This is a genomic window from Flavobacterium sp. MK4S-17 (genome assembly GCF_009848495.1).
Taxonomy (GTDB): domain Bacteria; phylum Bacteroidota; class Bacteroidia; order Flavobacteriales; family Flavobacteriaceae; genus Flavobacterium.
On the sequence record NZ_WWEP01000001.1, the window covers coordinates 147,592 to 171,621 of the forward strand.

Below are 24,030 nucleotides of genomic sequence, written 5' to 3' on the forward strand. Positions count from 1 at the left end.
ACATTATTTTTTAGCTTCAACAAGCTCAAGAGATTCTATATTTACCTTAGAAGTAAAAATACCATAATTTACTGTAGCTTTATTTTTCTCTATAGCATCAAGTGTGCCTACTGCTTTACCATCTGTCATTCGCACACGGTCGCCAATTTTTAATACTGCCTTCGGTTTTTCTACAGTTTTTTCTTTTATTTTTTTCTCTTTCTTTTCCTTGCGTATTTCCTCAACCTTTTCTTTTACTTCTTCAACTATTTGTTTTTGCTGTACTTCTTTTACTTTCTTCTCTTTAGGAGTAAGCTTTTTACGTTTAGAATTTTCAATTTCTACCATTTTAAGAAACTCACCTATCAGTTCCTTCTTATTTTTATTACTAAAATATTTCTCACTTATATCGTCCAGTTTTTGTCCCAGATAAATGAGGCGCTGGTTAGCATCATACAGCTCTTGGTAGCTTTCAAGTTTTTGCTGAATCCTTGTATTAATGGTTTCCATCTTTTTGCTTTCTTCGCGTGCCTTGCTTTCTTCCTCTTTTAAAATCTGTGATGTTTTTTCGAGTTTAGAGCGTTCTTTTTGCAATGTGGCAATTGTTTTATCAAACCGCACTTTCCCTTTTTCTATTTTCTTTTTTGCCCTGTTAATAAGCCCGAAGGGAATACCGTTTTTTTGCGCTACTTCAAAAGTAAAGGAGCTGCCCGCCTGGCCTAAAATAAGCTTATACATCGGTTCTAACGATTTTTCATCAAAAAGCATATTAGCATTGGTGGCAAAAGGCAACTCATTAGCCAGCATTTTAAGGTTGGTATAATGCGTTGTAATTATACCAAAGGCCTCCCTGTGGTAAAACTCTTCAAGAAAGGTTTCTGCCAACGCACCTCCAAGTTCAGGGTCTGAACCTGTACCAAACTCATCAATCAAGAAAAGTGTTTTATCATTGCACTTTCTTAAAAAGTAATTCATGTTTTTAAGGCGATAGCTATAAGTACTTAAATGATTTTCAATAGACTGGTTATCACCAATATCAGTAAGTATCCTGTCAAATAAAAAAGTTTCACTGCGTTCATGCACTGGTATTAAAAGTCCGCATTGCAGCATTAGCTGGAGCAGTCCTATTGTTTTAAGCGTTATACTTTTACCTCCGGCATTAGGCCCCGAAATAACTATTATGCGGTTTTCCTGGGTCAGCTCAATAGTTTGAGGATAAGTTTCCTGCTGCTTACGCTTATTGTTAAGATAAAGTATAGGATGATAGGCGTCCCTTAAAAACAACCTTTTTTTATTAGTTATTTTAGGCAGTAAACCATTGATGCGTTTAGCATACTTCGCTTTTCCGGAAATAACATCTATATCAGTAAGGAATTGCTGGTAATCTTCTAACAACGGAACAAAAGGCCTTATAGCATTACTAAGCTGTTTTAATATTTTTTTTACCTCCTCCTTTTCCTCATATTCAAGGTTATTAAGCTCCCGCGAATATTTAAGTGTGGCTTCGGGTTCTATGTAAGTAATACTTCCTGTTTTTGAGCTGCCGAGTATGGAGCCTTTTACCTTGCGCCTGTACATTGCAAGTACAGCAAGTACACGCCTGTTTTCTATAACGCTTTCCTTAATGTCATCAAGATAGCCCAAACCGTTATTATGGCTTAAAGCAGAAGCAAAACTTTGGTTTATCTTACTTTTTACATCATTCATCTCCCTGCGGATAAACTGAAGCTCCGGCGATGCATCATCTTTTATCTCACCATATTTATCAACTACCTTTTCTATATTTTTTACTATTTCCTTTGTGTATTCTACTTCAAGCGCCCTTTTTAAAAGGGTAGGGTAATAGTCACTGAATTTTTCAAGGAATTTAATAAGTGTATTGGCAGTGTCAGATATTACAGCAATTTTCCTGAATGCGGCTGCTTCAAGGTAACTATCTTCAATAGCCAGGAACTTTATTTCGTTGGTGATAGTCTCAAAGCTATGGTTAGGCAGGGCATTGTTATTGTCAAATGACGATACATATTCTGATGTTTGCAGTAATGACTGCATTAAGGCTTCTTTATTTTTAAAAGGCGTAATATGCATTGCCTGCTCTTTCCCCGTTTCGGTAACGCAAGATTCCGATACTGTGGAAAGTATGGTACTGAATTCTAAATCCTGTAATGTTTTTTCTGTTATACTTATCATCAATTATCATTAATCAAATATTATGCAAAAATACTACATAATTAGGTAGCTATACATTAACTTGCCAATACTTTAATAAACTTAATAACCTGTTTAAATATATTACTCATGGAGGTTAATATACACCCGTCCTGGAAGGAACAATTGCAAGAGGAATTCAGTAAGCCTTATTTTAAAAACCTGATAGCATTTGTAAAGGAAGAATATAAAGAACATACATGCTATCCACCGGGCAAACAGATTTTTGCAGCGTTTGACCATTGCCCTTTTGATAAAGTGGAGGTTGTTATTATTGGGCAGGACCCCTATCATGGGCCGGGGCAGGCTAACGGTCTTTGCTTTTCAGTAAATGACGGCATACCAAAGCCGCCTTCACTGGAAAATATTTTCAGGGAAATTAAGGATGATTTGGGTAAGCCGGTACCGCAATCAGGTAATTTGGAACGGTGGGCAAACCAGGGTGTATTACTACTTAATGCTACACTTACGGTAAGAAAAGGCCAGGCGGGAAGCCATCAGGGTAAAGGATGGGAAACTTTTACCGATGCGGTTATACAAAAAATATCGGATGAAAAGAAAGATATAGTTTTTATGCTTTGGGGAGGTTTTGCCAAAAAGAAAGGGGCAAGGGTAAACCGAAGTAAGCATGATGTTTTGGAGTCAGGGCACCCATCGCCATTAAGTGCGAATAAAGGACATTGGTTTGGAAATAAACATTTTAGCAAAGCTAATGAGTTTTTAAAAGCAAAAGGTAAAAAGCCAATAGACTGGTAATCTTAATTAAAGGTTAGCGCACCTAAAATCTCTTCGCTCATAAAAGGTCCTCCGGGGTATGTTGCGGTATAATCAAGGTTAAGCCAAATCTGTTTACGCTCATCAATATGGTAATGTATTTCCTTGCCGCGGCTTTCGTCAGGGAACAAAACCTCCTTAATCAGGTAGTTGGCCGTTTCAAGGTCTGCCTTATTGCCAATAAGCATTTCAGGATATAAATGCCCTCCGGTATGTATTATTCGTGGCGTGCCGCCTATAGACCGTATTGCTGCCGCCATTAATATGGCGTGGTCATCACAATCACCGGAAAAGTGCTGTAATGATTCCACTGCCGAGGCGATGTAATCCCTGCCTTTTGGGTCATCAACATAATTCCACCTGTTCCTTATTTCCTTAAAAACTGCAAAACACTGAATCATGTTGCGCTGCTCTCTGTAACCTTTTATATTTTTAAAATGTTTGGTTGTTGCCATAACGGCAAAATTCCGCACTCTTGGATTATCATACTCAACAGCATCTATAATTTTTGCTTTGTTGGGAAAGGGGAGGAGTTTGGAAATTATCAAATCCTGCGGATTTGGGTCTTCTGCCATAGAATATACCATTGACCTGTAATCTTCATAAACAGCGTTAAAACCATATTCACCAAAAAGTGAACCATATAGTAAAGCAATTAAATAAAGCAGTATGCAAATTATAAGTACGGTTTTAAGCAGCCGTAAAATTAATTGTATGGCAACTATAAGTGTAATAAAAATTAAAATCCTGTCAATATGTAAAGGCCACTCAGGGTCTATAAGGTTTTGGTGGAGGATAATAAAAAGCGGAATGGCAATAAGTATATTCAATAAAAAGATAATAATGGAATCCCAAGGTTTTTTTACCTGTAGGTTTTCCTTTATTTTTTTAAAGTTTATTGAATTTGGTTCTGCCATTATATAATCCGGTAAAACAAAAAAGTTTTATCCCGCTGCAATTTCAAAAGATGTTTTATGCTCAATTATTCCCAGTTCGCTTAATTGTTCCTGAACATTATTGAATGTATGCTCATCCAGCTTTTGCTGAGACCACTGTGTAAGCGAAAGCCATTCTTTTATATCTTCCCTTTTTTGCCCATACCTTTCTGAAAGCATTTTATCAATATCGGGAATTTCTTTAAAAGTGGATGTCATTTGGTTTATTACATCTAAAACCGTTCCAACCGTTTCTTTATTGGCATTTAAAAACTCATTTCTTACTGCAATAACAAAACTTGGCCAGGGGGTAGGGCAGTCCCCAATCCTCCTGAAAACCCCTTTGTCAACTATTGGTTTGGTCATAAACCTTTCCCACATAAAATAATCAGCTTCTTTTTCTGTAAGGGCTTTAACGGCACCATCAAGTGTGTTTACAGTTTCAAATTTTAATGCGCTTATTTCCCAACCCTGGTATTTTGCATTAACTATAGCCATTAAATGAGAGCCGGAACCATAACGGCTTATAGCTGCCTTGCCGTTTTTTACATCCTGAATTGAATTATAATTAGAATCAGCAGCTACATGAATACCCCATATCAAGGGAGATTTTACATAAACCTGAACTATTGTGCTTTCATTGCCGGCAGCAATGTCTTTAATTATGCCTTCGGTTAAAATAACTGCAATATCTGTTTCACCATTACGTAACATCTGGCACAGTTTACCTGTACCTTCAGGTACATCAGTCCAGATAAGGTTTATATTTTCCTTTTCAAGTTTTTTATTTTCAATGCACAAATGCCATGGCAGGTTAAAGTGTTCCGGCACGCCGGCTATTTTTATAGTACCCATTAAATTCTAATTAATGCATAAAGGTAGTAAGAGAAATTTATTAAGCCTACATTGTTATAAACAAAAATCCCTGCCTTTCGGCAGGGAGCAAGTATGTTTATGGCTTATTGTTATAAATCTGCCAGTTTATCCAGCGCATAGGCAATAAGGTTATTTACTGCCGCATAAGGATCGGTGCTGAAAGTACCGTTGGCACGGTTGGCTATTATAGCGTTTAGCGATAAAGCTTCATGGCCCAGCAGTTTGGCAAGGCTGTAAATAGCGGCCGTTTCCATTTCAAGGTTGGTTATCCTGTGCCCGTTAAAATTAAAGTTATCCATTTTAGAGTTAAGTTCCCTGTCCTGAATGTCCAGCCTTAAAATGCGCCCCTGTGGGCCGTAAAATCCGCCTGCGGTAGCTGTAAGCCCTTTATGTATGGCATTGCTGTTCATTAACTCCATAAGCTTTTGGCTGCCTTTAACAATATATGGCTTGCCTTTGCGCAAATCCCATTGTGTGTGATTGATAAAGGCTTCTTCAATCTCTTTCTCACATACTGTATCAATCAGGTATGACCTTATCATATTATCAAGCCCCAAACCATATTCCGACATTACAAAACTGTCAACAGGAATATTGGCCTGCAAAGAACCCGATGTACCCATACGTATAATATTTAGCGACGTAAGTTCCTCCTTTACCTGCCTGGTTTCAAGGTTAATATTAACAAGCGCATCAAGCTCGTTCATTACAATGTCAATATTATCAGGGCCAATGCCTGTTGACATTACGGTTATGCGCTTGCCTTTATAAATCCCTGTTTGCGTTTTAAATTCTCTTTTTTGTGTCGAAAATTCAACAGAATCAAAGTGCCGGGTTATTTTTTCAACCCTGTCCTGGTCGCCTACAAAAATTATATTATGTGCTATATTCTCCGGCTTAAGGTTTAAGTGGTAAACACTACCGTCCGGATTTAATATTAATTCTGATGCCTGTATGCTCATTATGTTTTGTTTTTGATTGGTATGTTTTTTATTTATCCGCCAACGCGTTTTACTTTATAGCCTTCTTTTATCAGGTAATCCATTATCTTATCCCTAAAGTTACCCTGTACAATAATTTCACCGTTTTTTGCAGCGCCACCAACACCACAAAGCGTTTTAAGTGATTTGGCCAGTGTTTTTAAATCATCATCATTACCCTGAAAACCTTTAATTACTGTGGCAACTTTTCCGCCCCGGTTCTTTTTGTCCAAGTGCGCTTCAAGGCGTTGCTCGCTGTTTGGCAGTGTTTTAGCCTGCTCTTCATTATTACTAAACTCAAAATCCTTATTTGTAGAGAATACAAATCCGCCAAGGTCTTCAAGGCTGTTTATTTTCTTTGCCATAATAAATTAGTAAAAAGCAAAAAGACATCGGGAAATGCCCAATGCCTTTTTGATGGTATAAATTTATGAATTATTTTTTAATCAGCCCCAAATCAACCAGCCTTTCATGAAGGAAATCGCCGGCAGTTATATCATCATATAATTTTGGGTGCTGTTCATCAATACAATTTTTAAGGCAGTCCAGCTTCATTTCGCTCACAGGGTGCATGAAAAACGGAATAGAATAACGTGAAGTGCCCCATAGTTCACGCGGCGGGTTTACCACTTGGTGTATGGTGCTTTTCAGCTTATTGTTTGTGTGGCGGCTAAGCATATCGCCCACGTTAATTACCAATTCATCCGGTTCTGCAATGGCATCTATCCATTCCCCTTTATGGTTTTGCACCTGTAATCCCTTGCCCTGCGCACCCATTAAAAGCGTAATAAGGTTAATATCGCCATGCGCTGCGGCACGCACTGCATTTTCAGGCTCCTGGGTAATAGGAGGATAGTGTATAGGGCGCAAAATACTATTGCCTTCTTTTACATAATTGTCAAAATAAAACTCGTCAAGACCTAAATACAGTGCAAGGGCACGGAGTACATAAACACCTGTTTTTTCAAGCATCTGGTAGGCTTCCTTGCCCACTTTATTAAAGTCGGGTAATTCCTTTACTTCAACATTTTCAGGATATTCATCTTTGTATTTTGAGTTTTCATCAAGATACTGGCCAAAATGCCAAAATTCCTTCAGGTCGCCCTCTTTACGGCCCTTGGCATGCTCCTTACCAAAGGATACATAACCACGCTGCCCGCCAATACCGGGAATTTCATACTGCTCTTTTACTTCAAGCGGAAGGTTAAAAAAGTTTCGCACTTCGGTATATAACTCGTCAACAAGCCTGTCGTCAAGAAAATGCCCTTTAAGTGCAACAAACCCTATATCTTCATAGGCTTTACCGATTTCATTTACAAATTTTTGTTTGCGTTTCGGGTCGTCCGAAAGGAAATCACGCAGGTCAACACTCGGAATGTTTTGCATAAAAACTTTTTTTGTTAATAACTTTTAAAGGCGTAAAACCTTGTAAATACAAACATAAGTATATTTTTTTGGATATACTTATGTAAGTTATTAACAACAACATGTTTGAGTATTACAGGAATATCCCTCCTGATACTTCAATACGTTGCCCGTTAATCCATCGTGCTTCTTCTGTACATAAAAATGCTACCACCCCGCCAATATCCTGCGGAAGCCCTACGCGGCCTAAGGCTGTAGAACCGGCAATTTGGCTGTTGACTTCTTTATTATCCCGCACATGGCCACCGCCAAAATCTGTTTCAATTGCGCCGGGCGCTACTACATTGGCAGCTATGCCGCGGGAACCTAATTCTTTGGCAAGATAACGTGTTAACGATTCAATTGCTGCTTTAGTTGCACCATAGGCTGAAGAACCTTCAAATGAAAAGCGTGCCAACCCTGATGAGATATTAATTATACGCCCACCGTCATTAATGTAAGGCAATGCCTTTTGTGTTAGGAAAAAAACACCTTTATAATGAATATTGATAACATCATAAAATTGCTCTTCTGTAGTTTCTGAAAAAGGGGCATATAATGCTGTCCCGGCATTATTAATTAAAAAATCGAAGTTAGGGCTGCCTGTTTTTTCCTTTAAGTATGAGGTAACTTCTTTATAGAAATTATCAAAAGCTGCTATATTACTGGTGTCTAACTGAAAGGCTATGGCTTTTTGCCCAAGCGATTGAATTTCTGCTACAACTTCGTCGGCAGCAGCTTTATTGCTGTTGTACGTAAAAACTACATCTATACCTTTTTTAGCAAGGTTTAAAACCATATCCCTGCCCAAGCCACGGCTGCCGCCGGTTACTAATGCTGTTTTGTTTTTTGTTTCCATCATTTTAAATTTTTAGTTATCAAAAATCAGATGGTACAAAGTTCGGGATAGGATAGGGTAGGTAGTTTGCAAACATCAATCTATTATTTGCAAAATTCAAATATGGAATTAAGAACGAAAAGCCAAAGGGGTAACAGAAGTCTGCTTTTTAAAGAAGTTGGAAAAATGCGCTACTTCTTCAAAACCTAAACTGTTGGCTATTTCTGATACATTCCAGTCGGTTTGTTTCAGTAATATTTTGGCCTCCTGCAACATTCTTCCTGAAATTATTTCGGTAGTGGTTTTACCGGTATTTTCCTTTAATACTTTGTTTAAGTGATTTACGTGTACTGAGAGTCTATCAGCATATTCCTTGGCAGAACGAAGTTGCAATTTTTGGACAGGGGTTTCAATCGGGAATTGCCTTTCCAATAACTCAATGAACAACGAAATTATCCTTGCCGATGCATTTTGGGTGGAGTGCAAGGCAGAGGCAGGCTGTAACTTTTGTCCCTGGTGGATTAACTCTACTACATAGTTACGGAGCAGGTCATATTTAAATTCGTAATCAGAGGCAATTTCTTTCTTCATCTTTTTGAATATCAGCATTAATTCCTCCGCTTCTTCATCACTTATTTCGAATATGGGATACCCACCTGATTTGAATAGGGATAAATCATCCAGCGAAACACCGCTTTTGTTTTTAACCATGAATTCATCTGTAAATACGCAAAAACACCCTGACTGGTTTTCATCCTGCGGCACCCAGTGGTATGGAACTTTGGGTGTGGCAAACAGCAATGCATTTTTCTCAATTTCAATAACTTTATCGGCATATTCGGCACGGTTGCGCCCACGGATAAGGCTTATTTTATAGTATGCGCGGCGGTTATAAGGCATTACCTTTTTGCGCTTTACTTCCTGCATTGTTTCAAAAATGTCGAATATATTAAAGTGCCCAATCTCCTTTGTAATGCCGGGCGGGAGCAGGGTAGTAACTTCGTTGCCTGTGTAAGCTGCCGCTTCCTTATAAAATTGCTCCAAGCTTGTAGTGCCTATATCCATTTTTGAAAAATGCTTTTATTTGTAAAATTCAAAGGTAAGGTTATTTTGATTAATTATAATAGAAAACTAAAGTGAAACGCTTACCTGATGCAATTTGCTTTATAGTATCTATTAAAATTTATAGTGAATAAAATTTTTCTAACAATTCAGCAGCATCCTGTTATTTTATTACATTTGGGCTAACAATAACGATTATTCAAAAAGCTGTATGAATTTCGACAGAAAAACGCTGACTAACCAAGAATTACTTGATTTATATACGAAATTATTAAAACCGCGCCTCATTGAGGAGAAGATGCTTATCCTTATCCGACAGGGAAAAGTTTCGAAATGGTTTAGCGGTATAGGGCAGGAAGCTATATCGGTAGGAGTAACCGCTGTACTCCGCAAAGACGAATATATTTTACCTATGCACCGCAACCTGGGCGTTTTTACCGGGCGTGATATCCCGCTTTACAGGCTTGTTTCACAATGGCAGGGTAAAGCCAACGGGTTTACCAAAGGGCGCGACCGTTCGTTTCACTTTGGTACGCAGGAATATAAAATTATAGGGATGATTTCGCACCTGGGCCCGCAGCTTGGTGTGGCCGATGGTATTGCTTTGGCTCATAAACTGCGTAAGGAAGGCAGGGTAACAGCCGTTTTTACAGGCGAAGGCGCAACCAGCGAGGGCGATTTTCATGAAGCACTTAATATAGCTGCCGTATGGGAACTGCCTGTACTTTTTGTTGTGGAAAACAATGGGTATGGGCTTAGTACGCCAACCAACGAACAGTACCGCTGTGAAAATATTGCGGATAAAGGTATTGGCTACGGTATGGAAAGCCATATTATAGATGGCAATAATATACTTGAGGTTTATACTAAACTGAATGATTTAGTAAGCTCAATGCGTAAAAACCCAAGGCCGGTACTTGCAGAATTTAAAACATTCAGGATGCGCGGGCATGAGGAAGCCAGCGGTACCAAATATGTGCCGCAGGAACTTATGGATATGTGGGCTGCGAAAGACCCAGTGGATAATTACAGGAAATACCTTATTACCGAAGGCGTGCTTACGGAAGAAAAGGATAATGAATTGCGTAAAGAACTGAAAAAGGAGATTGATGAACATTATCAGCGCGCTTCGGCAGAACCTGCCATTGAACCGACAGTGGAAGGGGAGCTTAATGATGTATATGCCCCTTATGAATATAAAGAAACAGCCCCCGGCAGCGAAAAGGAGAATGTACGCATGATTGATGCTATTTCGCAGGGTTTAAGGCAATCTATGGAACGGCATGACAACCTTGTGGTTATGGGGCAGGACATTGCCGAATATGGCGGTGCCTTTAAAATTACAGATGGATTTGTAGCGCAGTTCGGCAAAGGGCGTGTGCGTAATACACCAATATGTGAGTCGGCGGTTGTGTCGGCAGGTATGGGCTTAAGTATTAACGGTTATAAATCGGTTATTGAAATGCAGTTTGCCGACTTTGTTTCAACCGGTTTTAATCCTATAGTAAACTACCTCGCAAAAGTACATTACCGCTGGAATGAAAAAGCGGATGTAGTGGTGCGCATGCCTTGCGGCGCAGGAGTGCAGGCTGGGCCTTTCCACTCCCAAACCAATGAGGCTTGGTTTACCAAAACTCCCGGGCTTAAAGTGGTTTACCCTGCATTTCCGTATGATGCCAAAGGGCTTTTGGCTACAGCAATAAACGACCCGAACCCGGTAATGTTTTTTGAGCATAAGGCATTGTACCGTAGTGTATATCAGGAAGTACCAAAGGATTATTACACACTTCCTTTCGGCAAGGCTTCTTTGCTTAAGGAGGGAGAAGATATTACAATTATTACCTTTGGTGCAGGGGTGCACTGGGCTTTGGAAACATTAGAAAGGAACAAGGATATCAGTGCCGATTTAATTGACCTGAGAACCTTACAGCCTCTTGATACAGAAGCAATATTTACATCGGTTAGAAAAACAGGCAAGGCAATAGTGTTGCAGGAAGATACAATGTTTGGGGGTGTGGCCAATGATATTGCAGCAATGATAATGGAAGAGTGTTTTGAATATCTTGATGGCCCTGTAAAACGGGTAGGCAGCCTTGAAAGCGCAATACCTTTTACAAAAGCACTTGAGGAGCAATACCTGCCCAAACAAAGGTTTGAAAATGCTTTACACGAACTTATGCAGTACTAATCAACTATTTATAATATTCAGCACTGCAAAATATATGATAAGCCCCTTGAAGGGGCTTTATTTTTTGTAGCACAATTCCTTATATTTTTTTATAAAAAGATATAGGAATAAAAAATTAACCTTGATATATTTACATACCCGTTTAAAAAAGAATATAAAAAGGTATATTATGAGTTACTATCAGGTAAAAAGTCTCGAACAATATTTTAAGCACTATAATAAATCCATACGCGAACCAAGAAAATTTTGGGATAAAATAGCAGATGAAAACTTCACCTGGTACCAAAAATGGGATAAGGTAGTAGAGTTTGATATGCAGGAAGCTGATATTAAGTGGTTCCTGAATGCCAAAGTGAACATAACTAAAAACTGTATTGACAGGCACCTTGCCAAAAGAGGCGATAAAACAGCTATTATTTTTGAACCTAACGACCCTAACGAAGAAGCCCAGAATATAACTTATAATGAACTGTATGACAGGGTTTGCAAAATGGCTAATGTTTTGCGTGACCAGGGAATAAAAAAAGGCGACAGGGTTTGTATATACCTGCCCATGATACCTGAACTTGCAGTAGCCGTATTAGCGTGCGCAAGGATAGGTGCAATACACTCTGTAGTGTTTGCCGGGTTTTCTGCCTCTGCCGTAGCTTCGCGTGTTAATGATTCAGGGTGCCGCATGGTTATTACCGCTGACGGTGGTTTTCGTGGCAACAAAACAATTGACCTGAAAGGTATAATTGATGAGGCACTGGAAAAATGCCCAAGTGTTGAAAATGTACTTGTAGTTAAAAGGACAAATACAACCATCAATATGAAAGAGGGGCGCGACCAGTGGCTGCAGCCGCTTTTGGAGGAAGCCCAGGCTAATAATGTTGCCGAAATTATGGATGCTGAAGACCCGTTGTTTATTCTTTATACCTCCGGCTCTACAGGCAAACCAAAAGGCATGCTGCATACCACGGCAGGTTATATGGTATATTCTGCTTATACATTCAAAAATATTTTTGCCTACGAGGAAAATGATGTGTACTGGTGTACCGCAGATATAGGCTGGATTACAGGCCACTCCTATATAGTTTACGGGCCTTTGCTTAATGGTGGTACAACCGTATTGTTTGAAGGTGTACCTTCTTACCCTGATTTCGGGCGTTTTTGGGAAGTGATTGACAAGCATAAGGTAACCCAGTTTTACACCGCACCAACAGCCATACGCTCCCTTGCAAAAGAAAACTGGGAATGGGTAGATAAATATGACCTTTCTACTTTAAAAGTTATCGGCTCTGTTGGTGAACCTATAAATGAAGAGGCATGGCACTGGTATAATGACCACGTGGGCAAAAAGAAATCGCCTGTGGTTGATACCTGGTGGCAAACTGAAACAGGCGGTATAATGATATCTCCAATACCTTTTGTTACCCCTACAAAGCCTACTTATGCCACATTGCCTTTACCGGGAGTACAGCCTGTACTTATGGATGAAAAACGTAATGAAATAGAAGGCAACCAGGTTGTGGGAAGCCTTTGTATTAAATTCCCCTGGCCGGGTATGGCACGCAGCATATGGGGAGACCACCAAAGGTTTAAGGAAACATATTTTTCAACATTTCCCGGCAAATATTTTACAGGAGATGGTGCGCTTCGTGATGAAGTAGGGTATTACCGTATTACAGGCCGTGTGGATGATGTGGTTATAGTTTCGGGCCATAACCTTGGTACTGCACCTATAGAAGATGCTATTAATGAACACCCTGCTGTTGCGGAATCAGCAATAGTTGGTTTCCCGCATGATGTAAAAGGAAATGCATTATATGGTTTTATAATACTGAAAGAATCAGGAGAGGGACGTGACAGGGATAACCTTAGAAAAGAAATTAATGAACATATTTCCAGCCATATCGGGCCAATTGCGAAACTGGACAAAATACAATTTGTATCAGGGCTTCCAAAAACCCGTTCAGGAAAAATTATGAGGAGGATATTACGCAAAATAGCTGAAGGCGATTACAGCAATTTTGGTGATACCACAACACTTTTAAATCCTGAAATTGTAGAGGAAATAAAACAGGGAAAACTTTAATAATGAGCGGCTTTTGCCGCTCATATTTTTTAATATTATGAAAACTTTTTTTAAAGAACTATTTGGCTATACTTTTAACTTTAATGACAAGGTTATAAATTCCTTGAAAAACAGTAATGCAGCAATGCCTGAAAAAGCTGTGAAACTACTAAACCATACCATTAATGCCCATGAAGTATGGAACGCAAGAATATTGGGAGAGACCTGTACTACCGGTATTTGGGAAGTGCACCCTTATGAAAGCTTAGCTGATATTAATAAAGCCAACTATAATAAGTCACTAACTATTTTAGACAATTATGGGCTTGATACTGTTATTAATTATACAAACAGTAAAGGTGATTCGTTTCAAAATACATTGCAGGATATACTGTTTCACATTGTAAACCATTCAACTTATCACCGGGGGCAAATAGCAACTGACAGCAAAGAAAATGGCATAACGCCACTGGTTACAGATTATATTTTTTACAAAAGGGAGTAACTGCTATATATCCAGCTTGCGTTTTAATTTTAAAAACGCAAGCGCAGCCGTGAAGGCATTACCTGAAGCTGTATGCCTGTCGCTTTTGCTTATTTTTAATGCATTACATATTTCATCTAAGGTAGAATTGTTGTCATCAGGCAGGCCTTTCCATTTTTTATATAATACTCCCGTATCCATAATTTGGTTTTTAATACGCCCTAAATCCAATCGCTTTAAAGCCTGGTTAAGCATTTCTATATCAAGGTTAATATTATGGCTAACCAGCGTTGCATCCTGAATAAAATTTATAAACCTTATAAGGGCTTCAGCTTCAACAACTGTTTCTAACGTTTCTGCCCTAAATGTTTTATTACTTATGGGAGCGGCTTTTGTGACTTTCTCCTGATTAATGTAAACCTCAAAAAAATCAGCAACCTGAATTGCGTTCCCTTTTATGCCCATGGCACCAATAGCTGTTATAGTATCTTCTTTCCAGTCTGTTCCTGTAGTTTCCATATCAAAAACCACATAGCGTTTTTCTTCATTGGCTTTTTCATCGCCATCAAACAAAGCAGTGTAGTTTTTCCAAAATTGCGGCAGGTTATTTCCAGTGAGCCAATCCAGCATAACTTAATTAATTGAAGCAATTGAAAATCTGTTTTTTATCATATCCTGCAACTCACTTATGGGAGGAAAGCAGTTCTTAAGCTTTACTTTATCTGACTTTGATAAGTCATTTAAATTTAAATACTTACCATCTGAATTATTAAGCAGTCCTTCTTCTGTTCTAAACTTCATGAGGGTATTGAATGCCTCTGCACAATCATCATACAAGTCGGCATATTGCGGTTCCTGTTCGGCAAGCTTTTTAAAACGTCCGTATGTATTTGTTATTTCAGTTAAATTTTGGTTCAAAGCCAATAATCTTCCGGCATCAACCAAAGGTTCAATCGCCCTGTCCTTAATATTAAAACTGTCTTTGTGTTCTCCGTCGCTTTCTACCAAGAACTGCCTGAAAAACCCCAGAGGTGGCGGATTTTTTAAAGCATCGGCAGCAAGGTAGGCAAAAAACTTTTTGTTGCGATGTATGGCCTGTTTAATATGATTAATCAAAGCATCTTCTATTTCAGGAACACCATATATAAAATCAAGGTCAAAAAACGTAGTACTCATTTCGATACCTTGCTCTGCAGGTGTGGCAATCCATGTATTGTACTGGTTAATCCAGTCGGGAAGAGATTTGCACCATTGAGCATTACCTGCCAGGATATTTTCCTGGGAATAGCCATAACCTGTTTTTTCCAGTATTTCATTTACATTTTCTGCCAGTTCGGTAAAATAAGTTTTAACAGTACTGTATTGTTCTGCATTAACATCTTCAAAAATAAGTGCATTATTTTGCCCGGTAGGTAAAAGTTGCTCTTTACGCCCCTGGCTGCCTATATTTATCCATACAAATCTTGCAGGAGGGTGCACGCCGGTTTGCTCTACAGCCAGCTCAATGGCACGGCGTGTTACAGCGATATTAATTTCTGCAACAATATTGGAAATATGCGAAACCGGGATATTTTTATCTATTGAATTTTGTATAAGGTCAGTAAGTTTCTCCCTCACGTGCTTTAATTCCCTTGCTCCGGCAGCTTTTCTTGTTTGCTTTAAAAGCACGCCGGGTGTATTTGCCTGCGCTGCTACAACGTCATGTTCAGAAATTATACCTGTTACAGCCGTTTCGTCAGTACCATCACGTGTAACGCATAAGTGTCCTACATTGTGTTTAAGCATCATCATCTGCGCTTCAGCAACCGAAATATTTTCCGGAACGGTAACAACAGGGCTTGTCATTACATTTTTTACCTCTACATCAATAGGATAGAGGCCTGTGGCTATTTTAGAGCGCAGGTCCCAATCGGTTATAATACCTTTAGGTAATTGATTTTCCTGTATAATAACGCTGCCTATGGCACTGTTTGACATAGTTTTGGCTATAAATTTTACTAAGTCATCAGGATTTGCCGTTATAGGGTTTTTAGTGTAACGTATGGGCTGGAAATACTGAATATCTGCAACCTGTTCTTTAAATACTGTATTTTCAGCTATCAGTTTGCCTGAGTGTCCCTTGTCATAAGGATTGCGTGTTTGAGAAGCAAAACTTTCCAGCAAAAACTCCATGACTTTGGTATTTGAGTTAACAAACGGCTGGAAAATAGCAATAGGTACAGCATAAATCACTGCTTCTTCGCGTGCTTTAGCTGTCATTAAATAATTATTTTTTGCAAAGAAGGGGCGAAGTCCTAATATATCGCCCTCATCACATTTATCAATAAGCATTTCTTCTGCATCTGAGGTAAGGGAAAGCCCTATTGCACCATCTTTCACTATATAAAAACGTTCATGTACTGCATCTCCGCCTTTAAAAAGTATTTGATTCTTTTCGAGATAGATTATTTCACAATACTGGGAAATATTATGGAGGTCAGCATAAGAAAGATTACTGAAAGGAGGGAAGCGTCTTAAAAAATCAGCAACATGCTCAGCTACAGCGTTTTTCATATTGATACAATTAACAATTAAATATATACCTTTTTTTTCAGTGCATGAAGTACGAGATTACAAAACTAACTTAAAGGTTTGTTAAAATTATGTTTGTTAACTTCACACAAATTAATTTTAGGCCTATTAAATAAATATAATCATGAAAATTACAAAGACACTTTTTTTATTATTTGCTTTAATAGCAACAACTGCAACATTTGCACAGGATAAAAAACCGGCAAGCCCTGCTGCAACAACAACAGGAAAAATAAATGGAGCTAATATTACTATTAACTACAGCAGCCCTGGAGTAAAAGGGCGTACAATTTATGGTGAACTTGTTCCTTACGGCAAAATATGGCGTGCTGGCGCAAATGCACCGACAACACTTGAAACAGATAAAACCCTAAAAATTGAAGGCAAAGAACTTCCTGCCGGAAAATATGCTGTTTATGTTATTCCTGAAAAAGACAGCGCGACAGTAATTTTTGGGAAAGATCCTTCTGTAGGTTTTAATAAATATAATGAAGAACTGGATGCATTAAGGGTAAAAGTAAAAACCAAAAAATCGAAGCAGCTAACTGAAAGGCTGGTTTATACTATAAATAAAAATAGTATAACCTTAAGTTGGGAATATACAGACATATCTTTAAAAGTTAAGTAAGTATTACGAGGCACATAAAAGTGCCTTATTTTATTTATTATTTTACATAATATATATTATATTTCAAAATATACACAAATTAATAATACCTTTAAAACAAAAAATACATATGCAGAACACTCATGAAATTAAGCTATTGTCTAAAGAAAAACTCTCCCATGGCTGGGCAAAACTCGATAATGTAAAATATGAATATAGAAATAACGGTCAGGTTGAAATTCAGCAACGAGAAGTTTATGACCGTGGTGACGGAGCTGTAATTTTATTATACAACAACTCTAAAAAAACTGTAGTATTAACAAGGCAATTACGTATTGCAACATGGTTTAATGGCAACACCAGCGGTATGATGATTGAAGCCTGTGCAGGTATGCTTGATAAAGATAATCCTGAGGATTGTATAAGAAAAGAAGTCCAGGAAGAAACCGGATATACAATTTTCAAGGTAGAAAAAGTTATGGAAAATTATATGTCGCCAGGCTCTGTAACTGAAATATTATATTTTTTTACCGGACAATATACTGATGATATGAAAATCGGGAAAGGTGGCGGTGCCGATAATGAGCAGGAAAATATTGAAGTTTTAGAAATACCTTTTGAAAAATCTCTGGAAATGATAAAAACCGGTGAAATAAAAGATGCCAAAACTATAATATTACTACAATATGCCTTTATCAATAAACTTATTGAATTATAAGGGCTTATTAAATTTTAAAGAGTTGTTTATGCTTATCTTTGCAGTTCATTTCTTCCTTCCGAAATTTAAATCAATATGAAAAGATCCGGCTCTGCTGACTTACCGCTGCACAACGGCCATGTCCCCATTTGGCTGGCTGAACGCATGGCAAAGCTTGGACTTGCAATTGTTGAAACTATTGCTATGGAATTTTCTACATCAGAAGTTATAGCAAAGCTTGCCAATCCTTTTTGGTTTCAAAGTTTCGGGGCTGTTATGGGTATGGACTGGCATTCGTCAGGCATTACAACCTCAGTGCTTGGTGCATTAAAGCGTGCTGTAAATCCGCATGCAAAAGATTTGGGCATTTACATTTGTGGCGGTAAAGGAAAACACTCCTTACAAACACCAAAGGAATTAATAGAAGTGGGCAATAAAACCGGACTAAACGGGCTGGAGTTATCTGGTTTCAGCAAACTGACCGCAAAGGTTGATAATACAGCTATTCAGGACGGATTTCAATTATACCAGCATAATTTTATTGTTAATACAAAAGGTGAATGGTGTGTTATTCAACAGGGTATGAACAATCAAAGCAGCACAGCGCGGCGTTATCACTGGCATTCAGAAAATTTACGGTCTCTTACTAACGAGCCTCATACATTTATTTATGGTGAAAATCAGGGGCAGATAATAAATTTTACCGCGGGAAATGCGGCACCTGCAAGGGAAAAATCCTTACTTATAGTTAATGAATCTCCCGATAGGATTATAAAGGAAATAAACCATTTGGTAATGCCCGGGCATCATGATGTAAAAATGAAAGATGTTAACATGAAACGCTTAGGCGCAATGCTTTGGGTGGCGCATGAAAACAAACCGGAAGATTTTGAAAGCCTTTTAATGCTCAGGGGAATGGGCCCCCGCGCTTTACAGTCATTAGCTTTGGTTAGTGAAGTAATATATGGCACCCCTACCCGATTTGAAGACCCTGCACGGTTTTCTTTTGCGCATGGCGGCAAGGACGGGCATCCGTTTCCTGTACCTATAAAAGTTTATGATGAAACTATTACTACGCTTCAAACAGCCATAAACAGGGCTAAAATTGGAAATTCTGATAAAATTCAGGCAATTAATAAGCTGTCTGAAATAGCACGTAATGCTGAAAAAGACTTTACTCCTAACACTAATTTTAATGCCCTTATACAAAAGGAACGTGATGAATCTTATAAATATGGGGGGCGTACAATATTTGGAAAGGCAAAACCTTCCGAAGATAAAAACAACGGGCAGTTAAAGCTTTTTTAACTGGATTGGTTCATTATCCTCTACATGGTATTTTGTAAATATGCGCCCTATAAGTACACTCAGGCGTTGCTTGTAATCTTCAATAAGCCATTCACGGTAATTTTTTGTAGTTTTTGCCAGTAGTTTTGCATATTGCTTTACACGGTATTCAATATCAGGCTCAAGCTCTTTGGCAAGTTTACGCGCTTCAGATGCGGTTTCACTATTTTCTATACACATAAATGCATGCTGCCTGATAGATTTTTCGATAACCGTTTTTGGCTTTAGCTTCTGCTCCGCAGCCTGGCGGAACTCTTCTTCTATATCAAAACCCACGTCCAGGGTTTTTTCAAATTTTGCCCTTACTTCATCCGGCATAACGTACACCTGATGGCTTTCAATATCGGCATCTGTCCTTATATTTTCAAGGTATCTTTCAGGATGGCTGAAAATATACTGCCAGTCAACCGGGTCGCTCCATAACCCAAAACGTTTTGCATTATTGCCTAAGTCGATTACAGTAAAAGTATCCTTATCGGGCAGCTTCCTGGAACCACGTCCAATCATTTGAAAGTACAGTGTTAACGACCGTGTAGCCCGGTTAAGTATAATAGTTTCCACTGTGGGCTCATCAAAACCGGTAGTTAATATAGAAACCGAGGTTACAATGGCATCGGGCGTTTTACTGAACCAGTCCAGTATTTCCCTCCGTTCGTTTTCAGGAGTTTTATTATCAAGATGCTTTATGGGATAACCTGCCGCCCTAAATGTTTCATAAACATATAATGAGGTATAAATACCATTATTAAAAATAAGTGTTTTTTTTCCTTTGGAGCGTAGTTCATAAGCCTGCAAAAGCAAGTCCTGCATGGCAGCACGCGAATACAGTTCATCAGACGAGCTAACTGTGTAATCACCGTTTATCCCAAGCTTTAATGAAGTAAGTTCCACATCATAATCAAACATCCTTGCCTTTGCCAAATATCCTTTATTAATGAGTGATTGTATAGGTTCCCCTACTATCAGTTCATTATAGGTTTCATACATAGGTAACTCAATGTTTGAGCTAAGCGGTGTAGCAGTAACACCAAGAAAAAGTGAATTTTTAAAAAATGTAAACAGTTTCCTGAATGAATTGTAATGCGCTTCATCAACTATAACAAGCCCTATATAATCCATATGGAATTTTTTATCCTTCAGCCTGTTATTCAGCGTTTCAACCATAGCAACATAGCAACTGTATTCTTTATGGTCATTTAGCTCTTTAATATTGCTGTCAATAACCTTATTTTTAACACCAAAGCCTTCCAGCATTTGCGATGTCTGCTTGCTAAGCTCAATTCTGTGGGTTAGTACAAGAACCTTTTTATTGTACTTTTCTATATATCTGCGCGCTATTTCAGAAAAAATAACGGTTTTACCACCTCCTGTTGGAAGCTGGTACAATAAATGATAATTATCGGCTTTGCCTTCAAATTTGTCAAATATTGCATCAATATCTTCCTTCTGGTAGTGGTACAGCTCTTTTTTTTCGTCGTTATTTCCTTTGGTGCTCATGTATAAAGAAGTGGATATTTTTCAAAAATATGTATTTCACTACATTTATTTGTTTACAAAATCATAATTATTCCCACATGCTTAATTTTAGCGAAACATTAGTATTTGTATATAACTGAAGCTCATGTTATTTCGTATTTTTGGAAGTTACATCAAGTAATTACCATGCTTAATTATGATTCTGTTTCCATTATTGAGGCAACAAAGCTGCAGATTGAATTGCGGCAGCAACTGATATTGGAAACAAGGTTGCCAAATACTGTAAAAACCATAGCCGGCGGTGATATTTCCCATAATAAAGGTTCTGATACTGTATATGCGGGTATAGTAGTGCTTAGTTACCCGGAAATGACAGTACTCTCCTACTCGCTTATAGAATCAAAAACAAAATTTCCCTATATACCCGGCTATCTTGGTTTTAGGGAAGTACCTGCACTACTTCTTGCATGGCAACAGATGCATGAAAAACCGGACTTAATGATACTGGACGGCCAGGGAATAACACACCCCCGCCAAATGGGTATAGCCTCACATTTTGGTTTACTGGCAGACACCCCATCTATAGGGTGTGCTAAAAATATGCTGTTTGGTAATTACAGGCCTTTAGCGCCTGATAAATTCAGCACTAGTGCTATAGTAAATAAAGAAGAAAAAACTATTGGCTATGCGTTACGCACAAAAAAAGATGTAAAACCGGTTTTTATATCACCGGCCCACAAAGTATCGGTTGCCGACAGCCTGCCTATAATGAAAAATTGTGTTATGAAACACAGAATACCCGAACCTACAAGGCTGGCACATGAAAAAGTAAACCTGCTGCGGGTGGGCAGGCTGTCGGCAGGATTTTATAAAGCAGATATACAGGGTACACTTTTTTAATAATACCTGTAAAAAATATAGAAAAGGATGGTGAAAAATGGTATAAAATAGTATTTTTGCAATCCTTAATAAGTTCAAATATTTACACTGTGGAAAATCCGAATGCACAAAAACTGATCAATAAAATACAGGTTGATTTGTTTAAAAAAGGTTTTGATGCGGAAACACTGATTGCCGACCTTAAAAAATTGCGTGAATACTCTATGGATGAAAAAAATCCTGTACTCACAAAAGCATTGCGCCTTACTTATGAACATCTTGAAGAAAATGGCGCTTTCCTTATACCAATTCCTGATGATGAACCCATTGATGGCGAAGAAGAAGTAGTATCTGAAAATAAAATTTCAAACGAAAATAATCTTGAAAGCCTTGAATATTTAATATCGCTTTTCACCGACCTGAAAAACAAGAACAATATTTCAGACTTAAGGGAGTACAACAAAGCTTTTCTGGAATTTTAATAATTATACGGTTATATAATTGGCAGGCTGTTTGGAAACAAACAGCTTTCTTTTTATTATTAGTTTTAATAAAACCACAGGTATTGCTACCTTTGCACAACTATTTAATTAATTACCCATGATACGTTTTTTTAAAATAATAGCCACCTTAGAAGGGGTTTCACTTTTAGCACTACTGTTTATTGCAATGCCCTTAAAATATTTTTATGATATGCCCGAATATGTAAGGACTGTGGGTATGGCACACGGCTTGCTTTTTATAGCATATATAGTGCTGGCAACTTTAATGAAAAGTGAACTTAACTGGCCCTGGAAAAAGTATTTTATAATATGTATTGCTTCCGTAATTCCATTCGGTACTTTTTATATTGAAGCAAAATATTTTAAAACGCGCACTAATTAAAAAATATGGATATATTAAACTGGGCATATAAGTTATTAAAGGATTTAAATTTTAGCCATACCGAAGCCTTATACGGCAACCTCGCGGTTAATATTTTAATGATATGCCTGGTAGCCTATATACTGGATTTTATATCAAAAAAATTACTTGTAGTTGCATTTGGGCTTTTTGCCAAACGCACCAAAACATCTTTTGATGATTTGCTTGTTGAAAACAAAACATCAAAATACATGGCACATTTAGTGCCCCTTTTATTTGTTTATCATACTGTACCTCTTGCACTTAAAGATTTTCTTTATTGGGAAGCCGTATTTAGTAAATGCATCAACATATTTGTTATTTTCCTTATTTTATGGACGGTACGCAGTATACTGCACGCTGTTAAGGATTATTTGAAAATACAGCCTAATTATAACGATAAGCCTATTGACAGCTATATCCAGGTAATAATGATAGTGCTGTGGATTTTTGGCGGTACAGGTATGATTATGCTTCTCTTTAATGTGGATATAGGTACATTACTGGGAACATTTGGGGCTATATCAGCCATTGTTTTGCTTATATTTAAAGATACAATACTTGGCTTTGTTGCCAGCATACAGGTTAGCGTGAATGACATGGTGCGCATTGGCGACTGGATAACCATGGAAAAATATGGTGCTGACGGTGATGTTATAGAGATTAACCTTGCCACGGTTAAAGTGCGGAACTTTGACAATACTACCACTACCCTGCCCACTTACAGCCTTATTTCAGATTCGTTTAAAAACTGGAGGGGAATGGTTAATTCCGGTGGCAGGCGGATAAAGCGCCACTTACTTATTAAGGCTGGAAGCGTACATTTTGTTACAGCGGAAGAATTACAGGAATACAGGAAAATACAGGCTTTGGTATCTTATATTGACCACAGGCAGGCGGATATTGATAAATATAACCAGCAAAACTCTGCCGATAAATCGCTGCTGGTAAATGGGCGTAACCTTACAAATTTAGGGCTGTTCAGGAAATACATAAGCCACTATATTGAAACCCATCCCGCCATTAATAAGGATTTAACCATGATGTGCCGCCACCTGCAGCCTACAGAAAAGGGAATACCTATAGAAATATATGCTTTTACGTCAGATAAAAGGTGGACAAATTATGAGTATATAATGGCCGATATGTTTGACCATATAATTGCTGCTGTGCCTTATTTCGGGCTTGAAATTTTCGAACTCCCTTCAGATAAAGCATTCATTGAAGCCTAAGGTTTTAAAATCCTGTCTTTCACATACTCTATCTTTGTTTTTCCATGTGCTGACGGCCTTCCAAAACTATCAAGGTTAACCATAGTTATATTATCTACGGTGATAATTTTTTCCTGTGTCATTTTATTGCGAACCTCAGAGCGAAGCACAATTGAAGTTGTACCAAACCGTACCACATCTATACCAATTTCTATTATATCGCCCTGCCTGGCAGAAGCCATGAAATTAATTTCAGACATGTGCTTTGTTACTACTCGCTGATTTTCCAGTTGTATTATAGAATATAAAGCCGCTTCCTCATCAATCCAAGCAAGCAGTTTACCACCAAATAGAGTACCATTTGGATTGAGGTCTTCCGGCTTTACCCATTTTCGGGTATGAAATCTCATTGTATTTATATTTAAATTAATCACTACAAAATTATTAAATAAGGAGAGAGCTTTGTATCTCCTGCTAGAGTTTTTCTTTATTGTGCCATGTATTGTATCAATGTTAAAAATTACTTCCCCCTCTCTTTTAACCGTAAATTTGCAG

The 24,030-nt window shown here is 38.1% G+C and carries 23 protein-coding genes; 11 read left to right on the forward strand and 12 right to left on the reverse strand.

Annotated elements, in window-relative coordinates:
* Nucleotides 1-3 precede the first annotated feature (3 nt).
* Complete coding sequence (locus tag GSF09_RS00735; RefSeq protein ID WP_159799010.1) at nucleotides 4-2,169, reverse strand: DNA mismatch repair protein MutS; 2,166 nt, start codon at nucleotides 2,167-2,169, stop codon at nucleotides 4-6.
* Nucleotides 2,170-2,277: 108 nt separating this feature from the next.
* Here GSF09_RS00735 and ung point away from each other — a divergent pair, with 108 nt between their 5' ends.
* On the forward strand, nucleotides 2,278-2,943 hold the full coding sequence (gene ung, locus GSF09_RS00740; protein WP_159799011.1) for a uracil-DNA glycosylase: 666 nt from the start codon (nucleotides 2,278-2,280) through the stop codon (nucleotides 2,941-2,943).
* A gap of 2 nt (nucleotides 2,944-2,945) precedes the next feature.
* Here the strand turns inward: ung and GSF09_RS00745 are convergent, their stop codons facing one another.
* The 7 genes from GSF09_RS00745 to GSF09_RS00775 all read right to left on the reverse strand — a co-directional run bounded on the left by GSF09_RS00745 (nucleotide 2,946) and on the right by GSF09_RS00775 (nucleotide 9,059).
* On the reverse strand, nucleotides 2,946-3,878 hold the full coding sequence (locus GSF09_RS00745) for a transglutaminase domain-containing protein (RefSeq protein ID WP_159799012.1): 933 nt from the start codon (nucleotides 3,876-3,878) through the stop codon (nucleotides 2,946-2,948).
* Between the two features lie 27 nt (nucleotides 3,879-3,905).
* Nucleotides 3,906-4,751 carry a substrate-binding domain-containing protein gene (locus GSF09_RS00750; RefSeq protein WP_159799013.1) on the reverse strand — a complete coding sequence of 282 codons (846 nt, stop codon included), beginning with the start codon at nucleotides 4,749-4,751 and terminating at the stop codon, nucleotides 3,906-3,908.
* 110 nt (nucleotides 4,752-4,861) lie between these two features.
* Nucleotides 4,862-5,734 carry a nucleoside phosphorylase gene (locus GSF09_RS00755; protein WP_159799014.1) on the reverse strand — a complete coding sequence of 291 codons (873 nt, stop codon included), beginning with the start codon at nucleotides 5,732-5,734 and terminating at the stop codon, nucleotides 4,862-4,864.
* A 32-nt stretch (nucleotides 5,735-5,766) separates the two neighbouring features.
* Nucleotides 5,767-6,117 carry a translation initiation factor gene (locus GSF09_RS00760; protein WP_159799015.1) on the reverse strand — a complete coding sequence of 117 codons (351 nt, stop codon included), beginning with the start codon at nucleotides 6,115-6,117 and terminating at the stop codon, nucleotides 5,767-5,769.
* Between the two features lie 70 nt (nucleotides 6,118-6,187).
* Entirely contained in the window at nucleotides 6,188-7,138 is a 951-nt protein-coding gene (locus GSF09_RS00765) for an isopenicillin N synthase family oxygenase (protein WP_159799016.1), read from the reverse strand.
* A gap of 112 nt (nucleotides 7,139-7,250) precedes the next feature.
* A complete protein-coding gene (locus tag GSF09_RS00770; protein ID WP_159799017.1) occupies nucleotides 7,251-8,015 on the reverse strand; it encodes an SDR family NAD(P)-dependent oxidoreductase in 765 nt (254 codons plus the stop codon).
* A gap of 108 nt (nucleotides 8,016-8,123) precedes the next feature.
* Complete coding sequence (locus GSF09_RS00775) at nucleotides 8,124-9,059, reverse strand: AraC family transcriptional regulator (RefSeq protein ID WP_159799018.1); 936 nt, start codon at nucleotides 9,057-9,059, stop codon at nucleotides 8,124-8,126.
* Nucleotides 9,060-9,267: 208 nt separating this feature from the next.
* On the opposite strand from GSF09_RS00775, the gene GSF09_RS00780 reads away from it, so the two are divergent.
* The 3 genes from GSF09_RS00780 to GSF09_RS00790 all read left to right on the forward strand — a co-directional run bounded on the left by GSF09_RS00780 (nucleotide 9,268) and on the right by GSF09_RS00790 (nucleotide 13,805).
* Nucleotides 9,268-11,244, forward strand: a complete 1,977-nt coding sequence (locus tag GSF09_RS00780) for a thiamine pyrophosphate-dependent enzyme (RefSeq protein WP_159799019.1) — start codon at nucleotides 9,268-9,270, stop codon at nucleotides 11,242-11,244.
* A 169-nt stretch (nucleotides 11,245-11,413) separates the two neighbouring features.
* On the forward strand, nucleotides 11,414-13,321 hold the full coding sequence (gene acs / locus GSF09_RS00785) for an acetate--CoA ligase (protein WP_159799020.1): 1,908 nt from the start codon (nucleotides 11,414-11,416) through the stop codon (nucleotides 13,319-13,321).
* Between the two features lie 37 nt (nucleotides 13,322-13,358).
* On the forward strand, nucleotides 13,359-13,805 hold the full coding sequence (locus GSF09_RS00790; protein WP_159799021.1) for a DinB family protein: 447 nt from the start codon (nucleotides 13,359-13,361) through the stop codon (nucleotides 13,803-13,805).
* Between the two features lie 3 nt (nucleotides 13,806-13,808).
* Here GSF09_RS00790 and GSF09_RS00795 read toward each other — a convergent pair whose 3' ends face one another.
* Together GSF09_RS00795 and GSF09_RS00800 are read right to left on the reverse strand one after the other, a co-directional pair.
* The gene (locus GSF09_RS00795; RefSeq protein ID WP_159799022.1) at nucleotides 13,809-14,414 is read right to left on the reverse strand and encodes a PolC-type DNA polymerase III; all 606 of its coding nucleotides are present in this window, start codon (nucleotides 14,412-14,414) and stop codon (nucleotides 13,809-13,811) included.
* A gap of 3 nt (nucleotides 14,415-14,417) precedes the next feature.
* Nucleotides 14,418-16,337 carry a DUF294 nucleotidyltransferase-like domain-containing protein gene (locus GSF09_RS00800; protein WP_159799023.1) on the reverse strand — a complete coding sequence of 640 codons (1,920 nt, stop codon included), beginning with the start codon at nucleotides 16,335-16,337 and terminating at the stop codon, nucleotides 14,418-14,420.
* Nucleotides 16,338-16,479: 142 nt separating this feature from the next.
* Here GSF09_RS00800 and GSF09_RS00805 point away from each other — a divergent pair, with 142 nt between their 5' ends.
* The 3 genes from GSF09_RS00805 to GSF09_RS00815 all read left to right on the forward strand — a co-directional run bounded on the left by GSF09_RS00805 (nucleotide 16,480) and on the right by GSF09_RS00815 (nucleotide 18,967).
* Complete coding sequence (locus GSF09_RS00805) at nucleotides 16,480-16,983, forward strand: DUF2911 domain-containing protein (protein ID WP_159799024.1); 504 nt, start codon at nucleotides 16,480-16,482, stop codon at nucleotides 16,981-16,983.
* Between the two features lie 109 nt (nucleotides 16,984-17,092).
* Entirely contained in the window at nucleotides 17,093-17,680 is a 588-nt protein-coding gene (nudK, locus tag GSF09_RS00810) for a GDP-mannose pyrophosphatase NudK (RefSeq protein ID WP_159799025.1), read from the forward strand.
* A 75-nt stretch (nucleotides 17,681-17,755) separates the two neighbouring features.
* Nucleotides 17,756-18,967, forward strand: coding sequence for a DUF763 domain-containing protein (locus GSF09_RS00815; RefSeq protein ID WP_159799026.1), 1,212 nt, complete (start codon nucleotides 17,756-17,758; stop codon nucleotides 18,965-18,967).
* Here the strand turns inward: GSF09_RS00815 and GSF09_RS00820 are convergent.
* Complete coding sequence (locus tag GSF09_RS00820) at nucleotides 18,953-20,503, reverse strand: DEAD/DEAH box helicase (protein WP_159799027.1); 1,551 nt, start codon at nucleotides 20,501-20,503, stop codon at nucleotides 18,953-18,955. The two genes, GSF09_RS00815 and GSF09_RS00820, sit on opposite strands and share 15 nt — an antisense overlap.
* A gap of 165 nt (nucleotides 20,504-20,668) precedes the next feature.
* On the opposite strand from GSF09_RS00820, the gene nfi reads away from it, so the two are divergent.
* The 4 genes from nfi (at nucleotide 20,669) to GSF09_RS00840 (ending at nucleotide 23,496) form a co-directional block, all read left to right on the forward strand.
* On the forward strand, nucleotides 20,669-21,382 hold the full coding sequence (nfi, locus tag GSF09_RS00825) for a deoxyribonuclease V (protein ID WP_159799028.1): 714 nt from the start codon (nucleotides 20,669-20,671) through the stop codon (nucleotides 21,380-21,382).
* 89 nt (nucleotides 21,383-21,471) lie between these two features.
* Entirely contained in the window at nucleotides 21,472-21,843 is a 372-nt protein-coding gene (locus GSF09_RS00830) for a hypothetical protein (RefSeq protein WP_159799029.1), read from the forward strand.
* A gap of 118 nt (nucleotides 21,844-21,961) precedes the next feature.
* Nucleotides 21,962-22,246, forward strand: coding sequence for a DUF3817 domain-containing protein (locus GSF09_RS00835; RefSeq protein ID WP_159799030.1), 285 nt, complete (start codon nucleotides 21,962-21,964; stop codon nucleotides 22,244-22,246).
* 5 nt (nucleotides 22,247-22,251) lie between these two features.
* A complete protein-coding gene (locus tag GSF09_RS00840; protein WP_159799031.1) occupies nucleotides 22,252-23,496 on the forward strand; it encodes a mechanosensitive ion channel family protein in 1,245 nt (414 codons plus the stop codon).
* On the opposite strand, the gene GSF09_RS00845 is transcribed toward GSF09_RS00840, so the two are convergent.
* Nucleotides 23,493-23,885, reverse strand: a complete 393-nt coding sequence (locus GSF09_RS00845) for an acyl-CoA thioesterase (RefSeq protein ID WP_159799032.1) — start codon at nucleotides 23,883-23,885, stop codon at nucleotides 23,493-23,495. The genes GSF09_RS00840 and GSF09_RS00845 overlap by 4 nt on opposite strands.
* Nucleotides 23,886-24,030 lie beyond the last annotated feature (145 nt).